Origin of the sequence: Neglectibacter timonensis, assembly GCF_900048895.1 — a bacterium.
Classification (GTDB): domain Bacteria; phylum Bacillota; class Clostridia; order Oscillospirales; family Acutalibacteraceae; genus Acutalibacter; species Acutalibacter timonensis.
The window spans coordinates 155,894-178,096 of the sequence record NZ_LT160636.1 but is presented as its reverse complement, the minus strand read 5'-3'; the positions used below and the strand labels follow the sequence as shown (position 1 = coordinate 178,096).

At 57.5% G+C, this 22,203-nt stretch carries 13 protein-coding genes; 2 read left to right on the top strand and 11 right to left on the bottom strand.

Translation table 11 applies throughout. The features are described 5' to 3' along the window. Positions 1-83: 83 nt before the first annotated feature. A complete protein-coding gene (locus BN3911_RS02570; protein WP_066860955.1) occupies positions 84-782 on the top strand; it encodes a DUF4097 family beta strand repeat-containing protein in 699 nt (232 codons plus the stop codon). A gap of 194 nt (positions 783-976) precedes the next feature. Here the strand turns inward: BN3911_RS02570 and BN3911_RS02565 are convergent, their stop codons facing one another. From BN3911_RS02565 to BN3911_RS02510, 11 genes are all read right to left on the bottom strand, one after another. Next, positions 977-1,642 (bottom strand): ABC transporter ATP-binding protein, encoded by a 666-nt coding sequence (locus BN3911_RS02565; protein ID WP_066860951.1) that lies wholly within the window; start codon positions 1,640-1,642, stop codon positions 977-979. 50 nt (positions 1,643-1,692) lie between these two features. After that, a complete protein-coding gene (locus BN3911_RS02560) occupies positions 1,693-4,413 on the bottom strand; it encodes an FtsX-like permease family protein (RefSeq protein WP_066860948.1) in 2,721 nt (906 codons plus the stop codon). Positions 4,414-4,967: 554 nt separating this feature from the next. Then, positions 4,968-7,202, bottom strand: a complete 2,235-nt coding sequence (locus BN3911_RS02555; protein WP_066860945.1) for a DNA gyrase/topoisomerase IV subunit A — start codon at positions 7,200-7,202, stop codon at positions 4,968-4,970. A 331-nt stretch (positions 7,203-7,533) separates the two neighbouring features. Next, on the bottom strand, positions 7,534-9,516 hold the full coding sequence (locus tag BN3911_RS02550; RefSeq protein WP_066860942.1) for a DNA gyrase/topoisomerase IV subunit B: 1,983 nt from the start codon (positions 9,514-9,516) through the stop codon (positions 7,534-7,536). Between the two features lie 408 nt (positions 9,517-9,924). Next, positions 9,925-11,925: an ATP-dependent zinc metalloprotease FtsH gene (gene ftsH, locus BN3911_RS02545; RefSeq protein WP_074039108.1), complete on the bottom strand. Its 2,001-nt coding sequence runs from the start codon at positions 11,923-11,925 to the stop codon at positions 9,925-9,927. An 18-nt stretch (positions 11,926-11,943) separates the two neighbouring features. After that, positions 11,944-12,495 carry a hypoxanthine phosphoribosyltransferase gene (gene hpt, locus BN3911_RS02540; protein WP_082942038.1) on the bottom strand — a complete coding sequence of 184 codons (552 nt, stop codon included), beginning with the start codon at positions 12,493-12,495 and terminating at the stop codon, positions 11,944-11,946. A 34-nt stretch (positions 12,496-12,529) separates the two neighbouring features. Then, the gene (gene tilS / locus BN3911_RS02535; protein WP_066860939.1) at positions 12,530-13,894 is read right to left on the bottom strand and encodes a tRNA lysidine(34) synthetase TilS; all 1,365 of its coding nucleotides are present in this window, start codon (positions 13,892-13,894) and stop codon (positions 12,530-12,532) included. Continuing rightward, positions 13,887-15,272 (bottom strand): replicative DNA helicase, encoded by a 1,386-nt coding sequence (gene dnaB, locus BN3911_RS02530; RefSeq protein ID WP_066860936.1) that lies wholly within the window; start codon positions 15,270-15,272, stop codon positions 13,887-13,889. Before dnaB ends, tilS begins: the two co-directional genes overlap by 8 nt. Before the next feature lie 204 nt (positions 15,273-15,476). Beyond that, positions 15,477-15,926 (bottom strand): 50S ribosomal protein L9, encoded by a 450-nt coding sequence (gene rplI, locus BN3911_RS02520; RefSeq protein WP_066861071.1) that lies wholly within the window; start codon positions 15,924-15,926, stop codon positions 15,477-15,479. A gap of 64 nt (positions 15,927-15,990) precedes the next feature. Further along, entirely contained in the window at positions 15,991-17,967 is a 1,977-nt protein-coding gene (locus tag BN3911_RS02515) for a DHH family phosphoesterase (protein WP_242871063.1), read from the bottom strand. Positions 17,968-18,081: 114 nt separating this feature from the next. Further along, complete coding sequence (locus BN3911_RS02510; protein ID WP_242871062.1) at positions 18,082-20,202, bottom strand: ribonuclease J; 2,121 nt, start codon at positions 20,200-20,202, stop codon at positions 18,082-18,084. Between the two features lie 788 nt (positions 20,203-20,990). Between BN3911_RS02510 and nifS the strand changes: the two genes are divergently transcribed. After that, positions 20,991-22,184, top strand: coding sequence for a cysteine desulfurase NifS (nifS, locus tag BN3911_RS02505; protein ID WP_066860930.1), 1,194 nt, complete (start codon positions 20,991-20,993; stop codon positions 22,182-22,184). The last annotated feature ends 19 nt before the right edge of the window (positions 22,185-22,203 follow it).

Below are 22,203 nucleotides of genomic sequence, written 5' to 3'. Positions count from 1 at the left end.
TTTGTGCAGCACAAAGGTTTATGCTTATCCTAACACAGAGAAACGTCAATATCAACTTTCTCAAAACCAGGAGGAACAGATTTATGATGAAATTTTCCAAAACGAAAAAACGCAGCAATACCGCCCGGCTTTCCATCGCATGCCTCTGCATCCTGTTCGCGGCCGGGATGCTTGCCGGGTGTTCTTCCGGCAGCGGAGAGTTTCAAAAATCCAGCTATACGGCAGACGGAACGCAGGTGAAAGAAATCCAAATTCAGGTTCGGGACCGGGAAATTGAAGTGGCCCTCTCCCAGGATCAGCAGATTTCCCTGGAATATGCCGAGAGCGAAAAAGAGGGATACAGCATATCAGTTTCTCAGGACAATGTCCTGACCATGGCCGCCAAAACCGACAAAAACTGGACCGACTATTTCGGAGGCAAGGCAGATGCCGCCAACCGGAAAATCCTGCTGCGCATTCCCAGCGGGCTTCTGTCGTCACTGACGCTCTCCACCACCAATGGGGATCTCCTTCTTCCGGCGCTGGAGGTGACCGGCAGCCTTTCCCTTTCCGCCAACAACGGCGATATCCGCTTTGAAAAGCTGGGCGTGGGAAATGCTCTGGACCTGAAGGCTAAGAACGGGGATATCCGCGGCACAGTGGCCGGGAGCTATGAGGAATTTTCCATCTCCTGCGAGAGTAAAAAAGGGGAGAGCAACCTGCCTTCTAAAAAGGACGGAGCACCCAAGGCGCTGACCGTGGCAAACAACAACGGAGATATCACAATCGAATTTGCGGGATAAATCTCAGGGCAAAGGAAAACGAGAGCAGAAGATGACTTTTCTTCCGCTCGGCCATCTTCTGCGAGCCGAGGCTTTGCCCCGGTACTACTCCGCCTTTTGAAAAAGGTGGGCGAATACTTTCCTTTTTTAAAAGAAGCCAGGACTGCGGCCGCGGGAAAAAGTCAAATCCCCCAACACCCGCGGCATAAAAATCTTCAGCACACGATCCGGCCGTCTTCAATCGTCACTACCCTGTCGCACAGTGCGGCAGATTCCCGGTCATGTGTAACCATAACCACCGTCCGTCCAAGTTCCCTTTGGGAAAGCCTTAGAAGTCCCAGCACCTCCTGTCCGGTTTTGTAATCCAGATTGCCGGTGGGTTCATCCGCCAGAATCAAAACCGGACGTATGGCAAGGGCCCTGGCAATGGCTACCCGCTGCTGCTGGCCGCCGGAAAGCTGGCTGGGAAAGGCATGCTTTCGTTCCGAAAGTCCGAATACCTGGAGAATTTTTTCCAGGTAGGCCCGGTCCGGTTCCCGGTGGTCCAAATAGATGGGCACACAAATATTATCCCAAAGATCGTACTCTTCCAAAAGCTGGTATTTTTGGAACACAAAGCCGATCTCCCTGCGCCGGAGAGCCGCCAGCTCCTTTTCCTGCATAGCGCCCAGGTCCTTGCCCAGAAACAGCACCTGTCCCTGGGTAGGCTGGTCCAAAGCGCCCATCATATTCAGCAGGGTGGTTTTCCCGCTGCCGCTGCGTCCCATGACGGCGGTAAAGGTTCCCTCCTCAATGACGAGGTTTACATCACGAAGCGCATACAGCTTTTCACTGCCATTTTGATAGGCCTTGCTGACCCCGGTCATCTTCATACAGTCCATCAGCCGTCATTCCTTTCGTATATCCTGCGGATTTTTCTATGCCATTCCCGCTATTTCAGCGCTTCCAGAAAATTTTCCCGGAAAAAGCCCTGCAAGGGACGGTAGTAACTGAGAAAAACGCCCCCAAACAGCAGGAGCAGGCAGCCCAGATAGGGAAGCCAAAGAAAATTTTCGGCCGAAAGGGTAAAAAGATAGCTGAGAATCCCTCTTTCCGTGCCGACGAACGAAGCTTCCCAGATGGCCCACTGCACCAGAAGGACAAGCTGTGTCAGGATTACCGCGCCCAGAGACAAGAGCAGAATTTCCGCCAGATAGCTGCGCTTGAGGATCCCTGTTTCCAGGCCCAGGGACCGGTAGAGGGCAATCCGGCTGCGGTTCCTGTCCAGGGAAGAGGAAAACAGAATGCCCAGCACCGTGAAGGCAGCTGCACAGTACAGCACCAGAAACAGCGCTTCCATCAGCACCTTGGACGCCAAATCCTGGCTTTTCTGCTCCAGCTCCAGTCGCCTGTTGGTCAGCAGGTATCCGCCGCTTCTGGAGGCCACAAGCTGGCTCATGACCTTATCCGTTGCAGAATACCCGGCGAGGGAATTGGTTTTTACCGTGAGAAGCTGGCAGCCGCCCTTCCCGGAATATTCCTGAAAGCTGTCCATAAAGCTGGGTGAGCATACCACCTGAAAGGGCTGAGACAGGCTTGGATAAAAGATGTCGGAACGCTCCATCTTCCGGATGATTCCCCCTACCCGGACCTGCTTTTGCTCCGAACCGCAGCGCACGGCGATAAAGTCCCCCGGTTGAACAGAGGTTTCCCCAATCAGCGCAATCCCCTTGGCCGGATTGGGATTTTCTTCCCCCAGCGCATAGAGGTCCGTTGAGAATCGATGCGTTCCTCCCACGGCGCTCCAGTAATCCGGAGCGCCCTCTTCTGCTCCCGTGTCGTTCCAGGGTTCCTTTGAAACCGCGGGCAGATACAGGATGCATTCCTCCCCCCGGCGGAAGGCCTCCCGATCCACTGTGCCCTCCTGTACCGCCCGCAGGAACCGTTCCCCTTCATGGTCCGGATCCACCCCCAGCAGATCCACAGGGTAATCGGACAGGGCGGACGGCATCTGTTCCCAATGGAGCGCCTTTGTATTCTGGAAAAGCTCCTGCTCCGAAACCGCTTCCCGGTTCCCCTGTACCAGAATTTTCTGCCGCTTCTCCTCCATCCGGTCCATCAGCTCCCGCACTGCCCTGACGCAGCGCTCCTGGTCATCCAGGCAGGTGAGGTACGGGTTCTCCTCCAGCCCTGTGAGATCCACGCAAAACACCCCCGAATCTCTACGGGAAAGCCGGTAGGCATAGCAGGCCTCCACGCCGGAAACCCCGCCGACCGCCTGGAGGGTGTTTTCTCCCAGCGGGGAAAGCTCCCGGCCAGGTGGCGCTTCCACCACGTAATCGCAATTTGTAAAATAGCCTGTCATATTGCCATAGACGGCAATTTCTTCCGAAAGGTTGTTGGCCACAAACGCGGCAAGCAGCGTGCAGCTGAGCAGCAAGAAAAAAATCGCCAGCGTATAACCCAGACGGGATTTCATAAAACGGGCCGCTATCACCAACGCGTTGAGACGCTTTAAGGGCGCATAACGCCGGGGGGCGCGCTGCTTTTTGGGCCTGCCCCTCCTTTTTTCCCCACGCGGAAGGCCCAAAAGGGAAAACGCTGTTCCCAGACAGACGGCGGCAGCGGCAATTCCCACCGGGAGCAACGCATCCGCCGGTGAAATGCCGTATTCCATATGCCAATTGGGCCCGAATACCAGAATCAGCCCTGCGGCCGCGCCAAAGCCCAGCAGCAGGCCCAGCGGCGCCGCCGACAGCGAGAGGAAGCCGCTCTCCCAGAACAGGATGTTCCGCAGCCTTTCCCTGTCCGCGCCCAGCTTCCGCAGGCTTTCCCAAAGGGCGGCGCGCTTGCGCACCGAAAGAACCATTACCACGATCAAAATCCCCAGGGAAACCACGGAAACCATTACAATCAGGCTGCGGAACAGGAACAGGGCGGAGCCTATGGTCTCCTTGGGGTAGGCCTCCCTGTTTTCGTAGATGCCGGCGGCAATTCCCGCTTCCTCCGCCTGCTTTCCAAATTCCTTCCCGGCGTCGGCCAGAACCGTGGACAGGGCTGTCCCCGGAAAGCGGAGCGCCCATTCTCTGCTGACAATCAGGGAAGGGCATTTTTCCCTCACCTGGGGAACCCAGGCGGCAAAAGTATCCCGCAGTACGCCGGTCAGGACAAAGTCCTCCTCCACCAGCATGCTTTTCCCATTCTCATCGGGGTAGCCCTCCGCTTTCACGGAAATGCGCTGCCCCAGCTCATAGGAGTACCCCAGCCGGGACAGGGTTTGGGCCTCCACGGCGATTTCCTCCGCCGTCTCCGGCGGCCTGCCCTCCAGATATTCCAGCCTGCCCAGCCCGGCCGCCGCCTCGTCGACGGTGCCCAGTACCAGGCCGTCCCAGGTAGAGGCGTACGCCCGTACCACTCCGGTCTGTTTGGCTGCCGGAAGCGCTTCCACCTGGGACGGGATCACTTTTTCCTGATAATTGCTCACCACGGCGAACCGCCACTGCCCATAGGTACGGAACAGCTGCTCTGTCACGGTGTGCCGCATGCTTGCCAGAAAGCCAAAGGAGAATTCCAAAAGCAGCGCCATCAAGAGCAGGGAGGAAAACACGGCGGCAAAATGCCTTTTGTTCCCCCGGATGTTGCGCTTTGCAAAATCCCGTTCAAAATGTTTCATGAGAGACAACCGCCTTTCAAGCCCCGCCCTATGGCTGGGAAGATCTGACAGAACGCGGGCTTCCCTGCTCTTCAGATTTTAGCCGGCGTCGAAAGTCTGGCAGACGGCATTTGATACGGAAGCCCGGCATAAGCCGGTGTTCCGGGGAAAACAGCGATGCAGGCACGTCACCCGTCAACCCCAACTGGCTTTTCCACTTCAAATACCTGTTTTCTCTATCATACAGAAACCTCCTTATCTTTGCAAGCCTGGGGTGGATCTATCTCGACATTTAAGCTTCCTCAGTCCAAGCTCAATAGGCTTGCCTCCCGTGTCTTTCCCCTCTTTATCCCACTGGCCGCAGCGGCAGCATCCGGCTGAAAAGCTTTGCCCGGATTAGGCTCACATCAAATTTCTCCATTATTTCTTTTATGTTGTCCGTGAAATAAGCTCCTTTCCGAAAGGAAGAACCAAGAAAAAGGGCATGTTCCTTTCTCTGGAGCGGAACTCGGCTCCAGACGGCAGACCCCCCACGGCCCTGCCGATTTGGCAGGGCCGTGGGGGGTCTGTGGCTTTTATATGGTCATCTGTTCTCCGGCGGTCTCTTCCTCCGTGGGCAGGGCGCCCAGGGCGGGGAGCTTCTTTTTATAGCGGGAGGGGTTCTGCAGCATCCCCTCCTCATAGACAACGGCCCCCATCACCCGCTGGCCCTTTTTCAGGTTCATGGCCTGTACTCCCTGGGTGTTCTTGGTGGCCTTGGGCTGAATGAGACCCGTGTGGAACAGCAGCATCCTGCCGGAGGAAGCTGTAAGCAGCACCTCACAGTCCTCCCGCAAATAGAGAGCAGTTGCCAGGGGGGATTTGTCGCTGTAGGCGCTGATCAGCTTTTTCCGGTTCGTCTTCGTCTGGTAGGCGCTCATCTCCACCTTGGCGGCCTTGCCGTTTTCGAAGAAAAACAGCAGGAAGCCCGCATAATCCTTGGTAGGCGCCAGGTAGACGGCCCGTTCTCCCTCGTCCATTTGGGCCTTGGCCGGGATGTATTCGCCCAGGACGCTTGCCTTGGTGTCGTCGAAATCAGAGGCCTTCAGCTTGTATACCTGGCAGCGGTCGGAGAAAAACAGCAGGTCCGTGCTGTTGGTGTCCTCCAGCTGCTGGGCGATCTCGTCCCCCTCTTTGAGTTTCTGCTCGCCGCTCATGCGCAGGGACTGGGGGGTAATCTTCTTAAAATAGCCTTCCCTGGTGAAGAACAGGTTCACCGGGTAATCCGGCGTTTCCTCCACCACTTCCGCCTCTTCCACCTCGTCGGCGTAGAGGATCATGGTGCGGCGGGGCTTGCCGTACTTCTTCGCCACCTCCTCCAGCTCCCGGATGATGATGGATTTCACCTTGGATTTGGAACCCAAAATCCCTTCCAGCTCTCCGATCTCCTTTTTCAGGCTGTCGGTCTCCTCGGTGCGCTTTAAAATATATTCCCGGTTCAAATGGCGCAGCTTGATCTCCGCCACATATTCCGCCTGAACTTCATCGATGCCGAAGCCGATCATCAGGTTCGGCACCACCTCGCTCTCCTCCTCGGTCTCCCGCACGATTCGGACAGCCTTGTCGATATCCAGCAGGATGGCCTGCAGGCCCAGCAGGAGGTGCAGCTTTTCCTTTTTCTTCCGCAAATCGTAGTGGGTGCGGCGGCGGACGCACTCCACGCGGAAGGCCGTCCACTCCTCCAACAGCTCCCGCACCCCCAGCACCCGGGGCACGCCGCCCACCAGCACGTTGAAATTGCAGCCGAAGCTGTCCTCCAGTGTGGTGAGCTTGAAAAGCTTCTGCATCAGCTTATCCGGGTCTACGCCGCGTTTCAGGTCAATGGTGATCTTCAGGCCGTCCAGGTCCGTCTCGTCCCGGATGTCGGAAATCTCCTTGAGACGGTTCTGTTTGACCAGATCTACCACCTTTTCCACAATGACCTCCACTGTGGTGGAAGGGGGGATTTGGGTGACGTCGATACAGCCTGCGGCCTTGTCATAGGCGTAGCGGCTGCGCACCCGGAAGCTGCCCCGTCCGGTCTGATAGATTTTCTCCATCACCTCCCGGTCAAAAATCAGCTGGCCGCCGCCGGGAAAATCCGGGGCCTGCAGCGTCTCAAACAGGTCCGCGTCCGGATCCCGCATCAGGGCGATGGCGGTATTGCACACCTCACTGAGGTTGAAGGGACAGATATTGCTGGCCATGCCCACGGCAATGCCCGTGTTGGCGTTTACCAGCACCGTGGGGAATGTGGCGGGCAGCAGGGTGGGTTCTTTTGTGGTGTTGTCGTAGTTGTCCGCAAAGTCCACGGTATCCTTATCGATATCCTTAAACAGCTCTTTGCAGATTTCGTCCAGCTTGGCCTCCGTGTAACGGGAGGCGGCCCAGGCCATATCCCGGGAATAGAATTTCCCGAAATTCCCCTTGGAATCCACAAAGGGATGAAGCAGGGCCTCGTACCCCCTGGACAAACGCACCATGGTATCGTAGATGGCGGAGTCGCCGTGGGGATTCAGCTTCATGGTCTGGCCCACGATGTTGGCGCTCTTGGTCCTGGCAGAGCCCAAAAGCCCCATCTTGTACATGGTATACAGCAGCTTCCGGTGGGAGGGTTTAAAGCCATCGATCTCCGGGATGGCCCGGGACAGAATGACGCTCATGGCGTAAGGCATGTAGTTTTTCCGCAGGGTTTCCCCCACGTCCTGCTCCACAATCTCCCCGGCCCCGGCAATGTAGCCGTGGGCCTTGGAGGTTCCGCCGCTCTTTCTTTCTTTTTTGGATTTAGGCATATTCCAAACTCTCCTCTTTGGGATGGTTTCCTCTCTTTCCTGGCTTTCACACAGGAATCAGGACCTTGGGACGCCGTCCCAAACCCTGCAAGCTTTTGAAAAAGCTTGAGCAAAACTTTTTATTATTTTTTTCAGCGAGCCCTGGCATCGGGGAGCGAGCCAAACGTTTAAAGGAGTCCGGAGCCGGATGAAAAGTCTTTTGCTTCCTTTTCTTCAGAAAAGGAGACGGACAGCCTCAGCGAAGCCAAGGCATCGGGGAACGGGCTTAACGTTTGAAGGAGTCCGGCGTCGGAACAAAAGTCTTTTGCTTCCTTTTCTTCAGAAAAGGAAGTCAGCTCACGTCCAGCTCGTCGGTGTATTCCGCGCCGTGCTCGGCGATATATTCCTTGCGGCCCGCCAGATTGTCGCCCTGCATGATATCGAACATATAGGAGGCATACGACGCATCGCCGGGCAGTACCTTGATGAGCCGCCGGGTCTTGGGGTTCATGGTGGTCAGGTTCATCATGTCGGGCTCGTTTTCGCCCAGTCCCTTGGAGCGCTGGATGGTATACTTCTGGCCCTCCAGCTTTTTCAGGAACTCCGCCTTTTCCGCCTCATCATAGGCAAAGTAGGTCTCGTCCCGGGAATTGATCTCATACAGGGGGGATTCTACTATATACACCTTGCCCTGCTCGATGAGCGCCGGGGTCAGCCGGTAAAGCATGGTCAAAAGCAGCACGCGGATCTGGAAACCGTCCACGTCTGCGTCGGTACACAGGATGACCTTGCTCCACCGCAGGTTTTCCATGTCAAAGGTGGCCAGATTCTTATTGGCCCTGCTTTTCACCTGCACGCCGCAGCCCAGCACTTTGATCAAGTCGGTGATGATTTCGCTCTTGAAAATCTTGTCGTAATCCGCCTTCAGGCAGTTCAGTATCTTGCCGCGGATGGGCATGACGGCCTGGAAGTTGGAATCCCGGGCCTGCTTCACCGCGCCCAGGGCGGAATCGCCCTCCACGATGAACAGCTCGCGTTCGTTCACGTCCTTGCTGCGGCAGTCTACAAATTTCGCCACCCTGCCCGTGATGTCCATCTTTCCGGTGAGCTTTGTCTTCAGGTTCAGGCGAGTCTTCTCCGCGTCCTCCCGGCTGCGCTTGTTCACCAGCACCTGGTTTGCAATTTTCTCCGCATCCATGGGGTTCTCGATAAAGTAGACCTCCAGATTGTGGCGGAGCATTTCCACCATTGCATCCTGGATGCCCTTGTTGGTAATGGCCTTTTTGGTCTGATTTTCATAAGAGGTCTGGGTGGAGAAGGAGGAGATCACAATGATCAGGCAGTCCTCCACATCCTGATAGGTAATCTTGCTCTCACTTTTCGTATACTTGTTGTTCTGCTTCAAATAGGCGTCGATCTGATAGACAAAGGCGTTGCGCACAGCCTTGTCCGGCGCGCCGCCGTGCTCCAGCCAGCTGGAATTGTGGTAATATTCCGCCACATGGGTGCGGTTGGAAAAAGCCGCCGCCACGTTGATCTTCGTGTTGTAAAGGGGCATGTCCGCCCGGTCCCGCACCTTCTTCTCGCTCTGCCAGAGCTGCACGGGCGTGAGGAAGTCCTCGCCAGCCAGCTCCTTGGCATGGTCCAGGATGCCGTTTTCGTAGCAGAAATCCGTGGTTTCAAATTTGCCGGGCGCGGTCTCGTTTCTGAAATGGAAGGTGATCCCCGCATTGACTACAGCCTGCCGCTTCAGGATGTCCAGATAATAATCCGTCTCCACCTGGATGTCGGTGAACACCTGAAGGTCGGGCTTCCATTTGATGAGGGAGCCGGTATCCTTTTTGGCATAGGGTTCCTTCCGCAAGCCGCCCACATTCTCCCCGTGTTCAAAATGCAGGGTGTAGCGGAAGCCGTCCCGGCGGATGTCCACATCCATATATTCCGAGGCGTACTGGGTGGAGCAAAGGCCCAGGCCGTTGAGGCCCAGGGAGTATTCATAGCTTTCGCCGGAATCGTTATTGTACTTGCCGCCGGCGTACAGCTCACAGAAGACCAGTTCCCAGTTATAGCGTTCCTCCTTGGGGTTGTAGTCCACCGGGATGCCCCGGCCGTGGTCCTCCACCTGCACGGAATGGTCCAGAAACCGGGTAATGGAGATTTCCCTGCCGAAGCCCTGCCTGGCTTCGTCGATGGAATTGGAGAGGATTTCAAAGATGGAATGCTGACAGCCGTCGATGCCGTCCGAACCGAAGATGACAGCCGGACGCAGCCGGACCCGGTCCGCGCCCTTCAGGCTCTGTATGCTCTCGTTGCCGTAGGTCTGTTTTTTGGCCATGAATCTACCTTTCCTTTCTCGCGGCAGAATTCTGCCCGGAAATTTCTATTGCCTGCTATAGCATTGCCGCTGGAGGCTGTCTGTAAACAGCAAGAAAGGGAATGTATCCATTCCCCTTGCTTGCAGTAGAACTGTTCAAGTGTTGCCGCCCTCCTCCTTTTCTGAAGAAAAGGAGGCAAAAGACTTTTGTTCCGGCTTCGGACCTCTCCAAACTTTTGGTCCGCTCCCCGATGCCCCTACCTTTCTGAAGAAAGGTAGGACCAAAGACTTTTCATCCGGCTTCGGACTTCTTCAAACGTTTAGCCCGCTCCCCGATGCCCCTACCTTTCTGGAGAAAGGTAGGACCAAAGACTTTTCATCCGGCTTCGGACTTCTTCAAACGTTTAGCCCGCTCCCCGACGACTTGGCTTATTTGCCGCCGTCCGACGGTCCTTCCGGCCCGATGGATCTGGGGACCTCCGGCTGCGGAACGCCGCCTTCTTCCCCGAAGGGCAGGTCTGCTGCGCTCCGGGAAGCGCTTGCCCCCAGCTCGCCGGCGGCCGCCGTGCCGCCCGGCAGCAGGCTGCCGTCCATAACCTGCTGGAATTCGCTTCCATCCAGCTTTTCCTTTTCGTACAGTACGCCCGCCAGGCGGTGCAGTTCATCGATATGCTCCTTCAGAATCTGCTCCGTCTTGTCGTAAGCGGTGGAAATGATGGTTTGAATTTCCTCGTCGATCTCCGAAGCGGTCTGCTCGGAATAGTTGCTGACATGGCCCATTTCCTTCCCAAGGAAGGGGTTCGACTCGTCGGTGCCGTAGGTGATGGGACCCAGCTTTTCGCTCATGCCGTACTTCATCACCATGGCGCGGGCAATCTTTGTGGCCCGCTCGATGTCGTTGGACGCGCCGGTAGAGATATCGTCCAGCACCAGGGCCTCCGCCACGCGGCCGCCCAGCAGCACAACCAACTCTTCCTTCATTTCGTTGCGGCTCTTATAGGAACGGTCCTCCGTGGGCAGGTGCATGGTATAACCGCCCGCCATCCCTCTGGGGATGATGGATATCTGATGCACCGGGTCCTGGGATTTGCAGTAGTAAGTGGCAATGGCATGGCCCGCCTCATGGTATGCGGTGAGCTTTTTCTCTTTTTCGCTCATGACACGGCTCTTCTTCTCCGTACCCACCACCACCTTGATGGTGGCTTCTTCGATCTCCTCCATGGTGATGGCCTTGTGGTTTTTCCGGGCTGCCAGAAGGGCTGCTTCGTTCAAAAGGTTTTCCAGGTCCGCGCCGGTAAACCCGGCGGTAGACTTGGCTATGGTGGAGAGCACCACATCGGGCGCCAGGGGTTTTCCTTTGGCGTGCACACGCAGGATCTCTTCCCTGCCCTTGATATCGGGATAGCCCACCATGACCTGGCGGTCGAAACGGCCGGGACGCATCAGGGCGGGATCTAGGATATCCGGGCGGTTGGTGGCGGCGATCATGATGACGCCCTCGTTGGCGCCGAAGCCGTCCATCTCCACCAGCAGCTGGTTCAGCGTCTGTTCGCGCTCGTCGTGCCCGCCGCCCAGGCCTGCGCCTCTCTGGCGGCCCACGGCGTCGATCTCATCGATGAAGATGATGCAGGGATGGTTTTTCTTGGCCTTGTCGAACAGGTCGCGGACACGGGAAGCGCCCACGCCCACAAACATCTCCACAAAGTCGGAGCCGGAGATGGAGAAGAAGGGTACGCCCGCCTCCCCGGCCACAGCCCTGGCAAGCAGGGTTTTACCTGTTCCGGGAGGGCCCACCAACAGCACGCCCTTGGGGATGCGTGCGCCCAGGGTATTGTATTTCGAGGGATTCTTCAGGAACTCCACAATCTCCCGCAGTTCCTCTTTTTCCTCGTCCGCGCCGGCCACGTCCGCAAAGGTGGTCTTGCGCTTCTCGTCGCTCATCTGCTTGATCTTCGCCTTGCCGAAGTTCATCTGCTTGTCGCCGCCGCCCATGGAATTGCCCAGGCGGCGCATCATGAACACCCAGAAGACGATGAGCCCGCCGAACAGGATCAGGGTTGGCAGGAAGCTCAAAAGCCAGTTGGTTTCCGCAGGCCGGATGATATCCTGGGTCATCTTCTGATCGGGATGGGCGTCGTTGTACTCGGTGATGTAATCCGACACATTCCGGTAGAACAGGTCCACGCTGGGCACAACGTACCCCACGGTGGACTTCTTCTCGTCGTTGAGCGTCAGCACCATTTCACCCGTACCCAGGTTCAGCCTGTAGGACGTCACCTGCCCCGACTCGAAATAATTGAGAATATCGGAATACTTGTAGGTTTCCTGCTGGGGCGTCCTGTTGAACAGAAAGACGATGATCAACAGAACCACAATCGGGATTCCCAGATACAGCAGCAGGTTGCGCAGTTTCTTTTTATTGCTGTCCAAAAATTTGTCCCCCTAAACTCAATCCGCTCCTGCTGTTTCGTAGACAGAGGGCTTCAGTATGCCTACGAACGGCAGGTTGCGGTATTTTTCATCATAATCGAGACCGTAGCCCACAATAAAGGCGTCGGGAATCTCTGCGCCGGTATAGGTGGCCTGCACATCCACTTCACGGCGTTCCGGCTTGTCGAACAGGGTGCAGATGCGGATGCTTCTCGGCCCTCTGGACTGCAAAATATCCAAAAGGTAGCTCAGCGTTTTGCCGCTGTCGAGAATATCCTCCACAATCACGATATCGTATCCCTCCAGCTCTATATCCAGATCCTTCACAATCTTTACCACTCCGGAGGTTTTCACTCCCGAGCCGTAGCTGGAAGTCGCCATAAAATCGATGCGGGCAGGGATATCGATGGAACGCATCAAATCCGCCATGAACACGACCGAGCCCTTGAGCACACTGACAAGAAGCAGGTTCTTGCCCCGGTAATCCCGGGAAATCTCCTTGCCGATGCGCTCCACAATAACGGCGATCTGCCGTTCGGTGAAGAGCACCTCTTCGATGTCCTGCATCATTTCCATGTTTGGCGTCATATTACCCATCCTCTCTTCAAGCTTTCCCCTCTTGCAGCGGGTTACTCACCGTTACGGCCACAAGCGTTTCCGTCCGCGGCGTAATCCGGAACGGTTCTGCAACGCCCACGCCTTCACAGAAGACAATCTGCCCGCCGCATTCCAGCAGAACCATGTTCTCCCTCTGAGAGGCCGGAACCCGCTGTTCCTGAAAGAGCTGCTTGAGCCCTTTTGTCACACGCCTTCCCACAGGCGTGAACCTGTCGCCCTCTCTTCTCGTCCTGGCCAGGAAAACTCCTGTCATTGTAGCATAGTCAAAGGAATTTTTAAACAACAAATTATTAATTTTTCTTCCGTTTTCCAGATCCGGGCAGGGTTTCTTTTCCAAAATCAGTATTTTCCCGTTTGGCAGCACTGTTTTCCCCACAAAAACGGGGATCGAGAACCCCGTTTGCCCCTGGTCCCGGGCAGAGGCAAAAAACAGATTCTGGGCGCACTCCGCCGTAAAACCGCCCGGCAGCGAACACCGCCCGCCCCGCAGAGCCACAGACTGCGCGCTTTCCAAATGCCGCTTTTCCAGGCCCCTGCAGCCGCGGTCCTCCAAATAAAGCTTCAGCGCTTCCAGCCGTAAAGCCGGATGGGCCTGCCGCAGCGGCCCGGTTTCCAGCTTTCCGTCCCGGACGGCGCCGGAAAGAAGTTTTTCCGCTTCCCCGTCCAGATATTCCTGCAACAGCCGCAGGCTTTCCGCCGTGCGCCCCATTGCTTCGGAAAGCCTGGGGTTTTCCTCCCGCAGCAGCGGCATCACCCGGTTCCGGATACGGTTTCTGCCGTATTCGTCCGTCAGGTTGCTGCTGTCCGTCACATAGGCGAGCCCCCGGGCCGCGCAATACTGTTCAATTTCCTCCCGGCTGACCCGCAGAAGCGGCCGCAGGATACGGCCCCTCTGTCTGGGAATGCCGCAAAGCCCCAGAAGAGACGTGCCCCGCACCAGGTTCATCAGCATGGTTTCCGCATTGTCGTCCCCATGATGGGCGGTGAGGATGGTTCCTTCCCCCTCCTCCAGCAGGGACTCAAAAAAGCGGTAGCGCACCTCTCTGCCGCAAACTTCCACGCTCACGCCTTCCTGCTGAGCCAAGGCCTTCACATCCGTGTGCAGGCAGGCAAAGCGGACGCCCAGCTTTCCGGCCTGCTCCCGGCAGAAGGCCTCGTCCCTGTCCGCCTCCGCCCCGCGCAGGCCGTGGTTCACATGGGCCAGCACAATCCGGTCCCGGCTGCCGGCTGCCTCCAGCAGGCAGTGAAGCAGAACCGTGGAATCCGCGCCGCCGGAAAACCCCACCACGAGGGTTCCCCGCTGGGAAATCCCGGAAAAATCGGCCCCGGACAGCTCCGGAAAATCACTCATGCCGGATCACCTCGCGGGAAGTAAAGCGCATGAACTCGCCCTGCCAGTGCATGGGCACGGCCTTCGATTCGCCGTGGCGGTTTTTGGCCACGATGCATTCGCAGCTGTTCTGGTCCGCATCCTCGCCGGGCGCGCCGCCTTCGGAATTGGAATAATAGTCGTCCCGGTAGAGGAACAGCACGATATCCGCGTCCTGCTCGATGGAGCCGGAATCACGCAGGTCGGAGAGGACGGGCCTGTGGTCGGTACGCTTCTCGCTGGCACGGGCCAGCTGGGAAAGGGCGATTACCGGCACGTTCAGCTCCTTGGCCATGATTTTCAGATTCCGGGTAATTTCAGAAATTTCCTGTACGCGGTTGTCAATGCGCTTTGCGCTGTTCATCAGCTGCAGGTAGTCGATCACGATAAGCTCCACACCCTTAAGCCTGCGCACCTTTGCCTTCATCTCCGGCACGGTGATGCCGGGGCTGTCGTCAAAATAGAGGTCTGCCCTGGAAAGGATGTCCCCTGCCTCCACCAGCCGGGTCCACTCCCCCTCCGAAAGGTCTCCGGCCCTGAGCTTCGTGCCCTCCACCAGGGATTCGCTGGAGAGCAGCCGGGAAACCAGCTGTTCCTTGCCCATTTCCAGAGAGAAGAAGGCCACCCGGCGCTTTGCCGTCAGGGAGACATGACGGCAGATATTCAGCGCAAAGCTTGTTTTGCCCATGCCGGGACGGGCCGCCAGAATGATGAGATCGGACCGGTTCAGGCCTGTGATGGTGGCGTCCAGTTCACCGATGCCGGTGGGGATGCCCCTGTATTTGTCCTTGTCGGGGGAATTCAGCTTGTCCAAGCGGTCGAAGGTCTCCAGCAGGATTTCCCGCACTGGCTGCAGCCCCCGCATGCTCTTCCCCTGGCGGATATCGAAAATTTTCTGCTCCGCCGAGTCCAGCAGCAGGTTGGATTCCTCCGCGCCCTCGCTGGCGTCGTCCAGAATGCTGCGGGCGGCCTGCATCAGGGTGCGCACGTCGTACTTGTCCCGGACAATGTTGGCGTAAATTTCCACGTTGGCAATGGAGGGAACAATCTGCGCCAGCTGGGTCAGGTACACCTTGCCCGTGGCCTCTTCAAAGTCGCTGTTTTCCTTCAGCTTTTCCAGTACGGTGATAAAATCCACCGGACGGCCCAAAGTAAACAGTTCCTGCATGGCCCCGTAGATCAGGCGGTTGTTGACCGCGTAGAAATAGTCTGGCCTGGGCAGAATCTCCGTCACGATGGGCAGACAGGAGGATTCCAGAAGGATGGCGCCCAGCACGGACTGCTCCGCCTCCAGGCTGAAAGGCATCGCCATGCCGGGCGCCGCCTGGGGAGCCGCTAAGGATTCTCTCTCAAAAGCCATTTCTTAAAACTTTCTTCCTTTCTCAGGCCGCGGGGCTTCCGCAAAGCCCTGATTGGACGGGGCGCCCCTTCCGGCGCCGCTCCGCCCGCCGCGTTTTTTTCCTCCCACAGAACGTATCCTTTCCGCCCTGGGAAGACAGGAAGGGCGGCCACAGACCGCCCTACGCTCCAACAGCATTTTCATGAGCCTCTGTGCAGAGAAAGCTCACTCTTTTTCACAGACAGCCACGCTCATGGTGGTGGTGATTCCGTTATAGAATTTCACCTCGAAGCCGAAGGTTCCGAACGCCTTGATATCCGCGTCCAGCACCACCTTCCGCTTGTCCACCTCCACACCGAACTGCTTGCCGATTTCCTCAGCCAGCTCCTTGGCGGTTACAGAACCGAAAATCTTGCCGCCCTGGCCCGCTTTGGCATAAATCTTCACGGTTTTCCCGGAAAGCTTCTCCGCATTTTGATTGGCCTGTTCGGTCTCCGTCTTGATTTTGAATTCTTTGGCGGCCTCGGCATTTTTCAGCTCGTTCATCGCCTGGGCGTTTGCCTCCTTGGCAAGCTTTCTGGGAAGCAGGAAGTTCCTTCCATAGCCGTCGGAAACATTGACCAGCTCCCCCTTTTTCCCTACGGATTTCACGTCCTGCAAAAGTACAACCTTCATTGCAATCACCATGCCCTTCCGGCAGGCGCGGGGCGCGGCCCTGCGCTTTGCCTGATTCTCTGTTTCAGTTTTGGGCCGTCATTTCGGCCAGTTTTCCATCCAGCGCACGGATCAAAGCCCTGCGTGCGTCGCTCATTGTCATATTCTTGATCTGGGCACCCGCCATGGTAAAGTGCCCGCCGCCGCCGAACTCTTCCAGGATCACCTGGACGTTCACGTCGCCCAGGCTCCTGGCGGATATGTTCACGTCGGAACCCGTGCGGTACAGCACGAAGGACGCCTTCACCCCTTGGATGGACAGCAGTTCATCCGCCGCCTGGGCCGAGGCGATCCGCAGATCTTCAAACTCCCAGCTGGAGGTGGCGATGGCGCAGCCCTTGTATATTTCGGCCCCTGAAACCAGCTGGGATTTTTGTTTATAGGTTTCCAGGGTGTTGGAAAAGAGCTTCTTCACCGCCACGGTGTCGGCCCCTCTCCTTCGCAGATAGGCCGACGCCTCGAAGGTGCGCACGCCTGTCTTCAGCACAAAGTTCTTGGTATCCAGCATAATCCCCGCCAGCAGCGCCTGGGCGTCCACCGGGTCGATGGAGGAGGATTTGATGTACTGCGCAAGCTCCGTCACCATTTCAGAAGCGGAACTTGCATAGGGTTCATGATAAAAAATCAGCGCGTTCTTGATATGGGTGACCATCATGCGGTGATGGTCGATGACCACCGTACGGGGAACCCTGTCAAGCAGCTCCCGGCTCTCCACAAAATTCACCGAATGGGTATCCACCACGATGAGCAGAGAGCGTTCCGTGGCCGTCTGCAGGGCCTCCAGCGGGCTGATGAAAAGCTCCTCCTCGCCGTAGGATTCCTCCACGCTGTCGATCAGCGCGCCTGCCAGGGTCTGGTTGCGGTTGACCACTATGGAAGCCTGCTTCTCCAGGCCCTTCCGGATGGCCGCCCACATGCCCACCGCAGCGCCGATGCAGTCCAGGTCAGAATTCTTGTGTCCCATAATGAACACCCTGTCGCTGGACTTGATGTGATCGGAAAGAGTTGCCGCGATGACGCGGGTACGCACCTTATCCCGTTTTTCAACGCCCTTGGAAAGGCCGCCGAAAAACTCGTATGTATCCCCCTTCTGCTTCACAGCCACCTGGTCGCCGCCGCGTCCCAGGGCCATGTCCAGCGCCTGCCGGGCCCAGCGTTCGCTCTCCGCTAGATCCTCCGCTCCCCGGCCCACGCCAATGGACAGGGTGGCGCTCATCTTGTTGTTGGCGCTCTTGATCTCCCGCACCTCGTCCAGCACCTGGAAACGCCGGGATTTCGCCTCTTCAATATGCGCCTCATCCGTCAGGAAGAGGTAGCGCCCGATGGACAGGCGGTGGACAAAACCGTCCAGCTCACCCACCACCCAGTTGCGCAGCACGGTGTCCACCTCGCCCACAATGCGGGATTCCTCCCCGCCCATGCTGTCGCGCACCAGTTCCTCCCGGTTGTCGAACGCCGCCAGGCACACCACGGGGCGCTTTTCCCGGTACTCCTTGTGAATCGCCTTGAAATAGGTGTCGTCCACAAAATAAAGGATATAGCCTCGCTCCGCCCTGGCGCCGTAAACCGTGTACTCCCGGCCGCCGTGGGCAATGGCCGTGCCCTTTTCCCCCATGACCTGCCGGAAGGTTTTGGGATAGATGTATTTGAGCACATTTTCCCCCATAAAATTCCCGCCGCCGCAGAGCGAGGCCGCAAACGCCTCGTTGGCCCATACGATATCCCCGGCAGGAGCCACCACGGCCACCGGCAGGGCAAATTCCTCCAGGGCGTATTCCTCTTCCGCCGTCAGAACCTTCTTGGCGGTTTTCACCGTGGAGGTCACATTCCGCCGGAACAGGAAATCCGAGGCGGTTACCGCCAGAATGGACAGACAGGATACCGTCATCTCCACCGCAAAGGCAATTTTATTGTACCGGTAGGTGACCAGCGCCATGACCAGCATGGCCGCCGCCATCAGATAAAACAGGGGGGAAACCGTCCAGATCCTCCTGCGCCGCAATCCCCTCACCTCTCCTCCCTACTCTCTCTCTAAAGCCCTGTGCCGCCGCCCCGGCCGGAACGCCCTCTCTTCAGAGCCGGACCGGCCAAACCGGCCTGCCGCAAAACCTGTTCCTCACACCTCCATGATGATGGGAAGGATCATGGGATTGCGCTTTGTCTTCTGGTACAGGAACCGGGAAAGCTCATCCTTGATGCTCTGCTTCAGCCCGCTCCAATCCCGCACTTTGTTTTCCGCACAGGCCTCAAGGGTATTATACACCAGCTTTCGGGCTTCGTCCATAAGAGCTTCCGACTCCCGCACATACACAAAGCCTCTGGAGACGATATCCGGGCCGGATACCACGTGGCCTGTGCCGGATTCGATGGAGCACACCGCCACGATCAGGCCGTCCTCGGCCAGGTGCTTGCGGTCCCGCAGCACAATGCTGCCCACATCGCCCACGCCCAGGCCGTCCACCATCACGCTGCCCGCGGGCACGTCCGCCAGCTGCTTCATGTGATCCTCATGGAGCTCCAGTACATTGCCGATATCCCCGATGAAGATATTTTCCTTTGCCATGCCCATGGCCATGGCAAGACCAGCGTGCTTGCGCAGGTGCTTCTGCTCGCCGTGGACCGGGATGAAATATTTGGGTTTCGTCAGGCCGTGAATCAGCTTCAGCTCCTCCTGGCAGGCATGGCCGGAAACATGCACCTCGTACATGGATTCGTAAATCACCGTACAGCCCTGCTTTAAGAGTTCATCCACCACAACCCCCACCGTCTTCTCGTTGCCGGGAATGGGACGGGCCGAAATGATGATAAAATCATTGGGATTGATGGCCACCTGCCGGTGATCGGAAAACGCCATGCGGGTCAGGGCCGACATGGGCTCGCCCTGGCTGCCCGTTGTGATGAGCACAATCTGTCCCGCTTCGTACCGGTTGATCAGGTTCAGGTCGATGAGCACGCCGTCCGGAATGTTCAGGTAGCCCAGCTCGCCGGCAATGCCCATCACGTTGAGCATGCTGCGGCCGGAAAGGGCTACCTTCCTGCCGTATTTCACCGCGCAGTTGATAATCATCTGCACCCGGCTGATGCTGGAGGCGAAGGTGGCCACGATGATGCGCTTTCCCTCCGCTCTCATGAACAGGGAATCCAAGGAATTGTTCACCGTCTGCTCCGTCTGGGTGTAGCCCGCACGCTCCGCATTGGTGGAATCCGCCAGCAGCGCCAGCACGCCTTCCTTTCCCAGCTCCGCGAAACGGGCCAGGTCGATCATCTCCCCCTCGGCAGGCGTACAATCTATTTTGAAATCTCCCGTGTGCACCACCACGCCGGCCGGGCTGTGAATGGCCAGCGCCACGGCGTCGGCTATGGAGTGGTTTACATGGATCAGCTCCACATCCATACAGCCCAGCTGAATGTGGGAGCCGGGCGGGGTCACCTGAAGCCGGGCCGTGCCGGTAAGGCCGTGCTCCTTGAGCTTGCCCTCGATCAGCCCGATGGTGAGCGCCGTGCCGTATACCGGCACATTCAGCTTCTTCAGCAGGTAAGGCACCGCGCCGATGTGGTCCTCATGCCCGTGGGTAATCACCGCGCCCCGGATTTTATCCCGGTTTTTCTCCACAAAGGTAAAATCCGGGGTCACGCTGTCCACGCCCAGCATTTCCTCGTCGGGAAACGCCAGCCCACAGTCCACAATCACCATGTCATCCTGACATTCGTACAGGGTGAAGTTTTTTCCGATCTCGTTGAGGCCGCCCAAAAAATAGGCCTTGATGGCGGGTTTCGCCGATTTTTTCTGCCTTGTGCCCCTGCCCCGCTTTGCCGGCTGCCTGACCGGAGCGGCCGCCTCCGCGGCCTGCTTGATCACCTGCGCCTGCTGGGCTGCGGCAATCGGCGCCGTACCGATGCTGCTGCGCTTGCCCCGCTGCTGCCTGCCCTTGCCGCCCTCAGGCTTTTTGACGCCTTCCTTGGCGCCGCTCTTTCCGGTCTTCTGCTCTTTCGGCTCCGTTTGCGCCTTATCCGCCTTGCCGCCCTTCTTCTGACGGGACTGGCGTCCCTGCTGCGCAGGCTGCTTTTCTTCAGGCTTTTGGGCGGCTTTTTCCGCCGGTTTCCTTTTCGGTCCGGAAATCTTGCCGACCCGGGGAGCATCCACCGCGCCGCTCAAGGGCTGGTCCGCCTGCTTCCCTGCCTTCTCCAAAGAAGGCGTACGGCGCGTCCTGCTGTTCTTTTTTTCATTCTCTGCCACAAAAGTTCCTCCTAAAATCATGATGAAATCCTGAATCTTCTTCCGAACAAATCCGCTTTGCAGCTGTCCTTCGCCGCTTTCTTCCACTGCTTATTGACCTTACTTTCCGAGAAAAACGCATAAAACACCAGACGCCCTGCAGAATACTCTCCTGCGGCGCTGCACCTTCCAACACGATAACCGTCTCTCTCCGGACTGCGGTGTTTCTGCCAGGCAGCGCTGGGTTCAGCGCTGCCTTCCAACCTGAAAAGCCTTTTCCAAGTCTCTTCTCTCCTGCCGGAAGACAAAATCCGCAGTTTGAAAAAGTTTTCAAACTTGCTCCAAGCCGGTTTTTCCGATTCCGTTCCCGGCTGGATCTTTCAAACATATCCAATAAGCGGCTTTGCCGCAGATGCACGAAACAAGCCCCGGCTGAACCGGGCTGTAATAGAACTATTGTACCTGCTCCAGGTTCCGCTGTCAAGCACGAGGCTCCGAATGCGCCATATTCCGGGACGAAAGCCGTTCCGCCGTCAGACGTCCGCCCTTCCATGCGCCCGGGGGGCGCCTGCGGTCCGGCATTCCCCACAGAAGCTGTTATCCTTTAGTTTCACACCATTTTCTCCCCCTTATACGGCATTTTTTGTTTTTTGCCTGCCGCGGCACGGCAAAGCATAAAATATTTTTTCAGAGGAACTTGAAATGTATACTAAAATGGTGTATATTAAAACCGGCAAAGCGGACACTAGTACCGACAGCAGCTTTGCCGCAGGATTTTCAGTATCGGCAAGCGAAAGGAATGATATGTTATGGGCAGATCGGTCTATGCGGATAATGCCGCAACCACCGCTGTTTCAGCGGAAGTGCTCGAGGCCATGCTCCCCTTCTATAAAGAAGTTTACGGCAACCCCTCGAGCCTCTATTCCCTGGGGCGGGATGCAAAGACCGCCCTGGAAGAGGCCCGCGCCAGAACGGCGGGCTGTCTGGGCGCCAACGCCAACGAAATCTATTTTACCAGCTGCGGCAGCGAAAGCGACAACTGGGCCGTCAAGGGTGCGGCCCGGGCGCAGCGGAAAAAAGGGAAAAACCACATCATCACCTCTGCCTTTGAGCACCACGCAGTGCTGCACACCTGCCAGGCGCTGGAAAAGGAAGGGTTTGAAGTCACCTATCTGAACGTGCACGAAAACGGGATCGTCCATCCGGATGAGCTGGAAGCCGCCATTACGGATAAGACCGCCCTGGTCACCATCATGTACGCCAACAACGAAATCGGCACCATCCAGCCCATCCCGGAAATCGGCGCCATCTGCAAAAAGCACGGCGTGCTGTTCCACACCGATGCGGTGCAGGCCATCGGCAACGTGCACATCGACGTGAAGGAACAGAATATCGACATGCTCTCCCTCAGCGGACACAAGATCCACGCGCCAAAGGGCGTGGGGGCATTGTACCTCCGTTCCGGCGTCTCCATTGAGAATTTTATGGACGGCGGCGCACAGGAGCGGGGCCGCCGCGCCGGTACGGAAAACGTGGCGGAAATCGTGGGCCTGTCGGTGGCCATGGAGCGGGCCTGCTCCACGGTGGACCAGCGCATTGCAAGGCTCACTCCCATGCGGGACAAGCTGATCCATGAAATTTTGAAGATCGACCGCAGCCGCCTCAACGGTGACCTGGAACACCGCCTTCCGGGAAACGTGAGTTTCTGTTTCCAGGGCGTGGAGGGGGAATCCCTGCTGCTGATGCTGGACATGAAGGGCATTTGCGCCTCCTCCGGCTCCGCCTGCACCAGCGGTTCCCTGGACCCCAGCCATGTGCTGCTGTCCATCGGCCTGCCCCACGAGGTGGCCCACGGCTCCCTGCGCCTCTCCTTTGGAGATGACAGCACCATGGAGGACGTGGATTATATTATCGAAACGCTGCCCCCCATCATCGAGCGCCTGCGGGCCATGTCCCCGCTTTGGGACGCCATCGTGAACGGCCGGGTCGCCTACAACGTGTAAAGAAAGGACTGGATTTTCA

What these genes read in the sequence shown, in the direction of transcription:
- rplI (WP_066861071.1), bottom strand. Translation starts at nt 15,926, where the DNA reads ATGAAGGTTGTACTTTTGCAGGACGTGAAATCCGTAGGGAAAAAGGGG.
- BN3911_RS02550 (WP_066860942.1), bottom strand. Translation starts at nt 9,516, where the DNA reads ATGGCCAAAAAACAGACCTACGGCAACGAGAGCATACAGAGCCTGAAG.
- BN3911_RS02560 (WP_066860948.1), bottom strand. Translation starts at nt 4,413, where the DNA reads ATGAAACATTTTGAACGGGATTTTGCAAAGCGCAACATCCGGGGGAAC.
- BN3911_RS02555 (WP_066860945.1), bottom strand. Translation starts at nt 7,202, where the DNA reads ATGCCTAAATCCAAAAAAGAAAGAAAGAGCGGCGGAACCTCCAAGGCC.
- tilS (WP_066860939.1), bottom strand. Translation starts at nt 13,894, where the DNA reads ATGAGTGATTTTCCGGAGCTGTCCGGGGCCGATTTTTCCGGGATTTCC.
- BN3911_RS02565 (WP_066860951.1), bottom strand. Translation starts at nt 1,642, where the DNA reads ATGGACTGTATGAAGATGACCGGGGTCAGCAAGGCCTATCAAAATGGC.
- nifS (WP_066860930.1), top strand. Translation starts at nt 20,991, where the DNA reads ATGGGCAGATCGGTCTATGCGGATAATGCCGCAACCACCGCTGTTTCA.
- dnaB (WP_066860936.1), bottom strand. Translation starts at nt 15,272, where the DNA reads ATGGCTTTTGAGAGAGAATCCTTAGCGGCTCCCCAGGCGGCGCCCGGC.
- hpt (WP_082942038.1), bottom strand. Translation starts at nt 12,495, where the DNA reads ATGATGCAGGACATCGAAGAGGTGCTCTTCACCGAACGGCAGATCGCC.
- BN3911_RS02570 (WP_066860955.1), top strand. Translation starts at nt 84, where the DNA reads ATGATGAAATTTTCCAAAACGAAAAAACGCAGCAATACCGCCCGGCTT.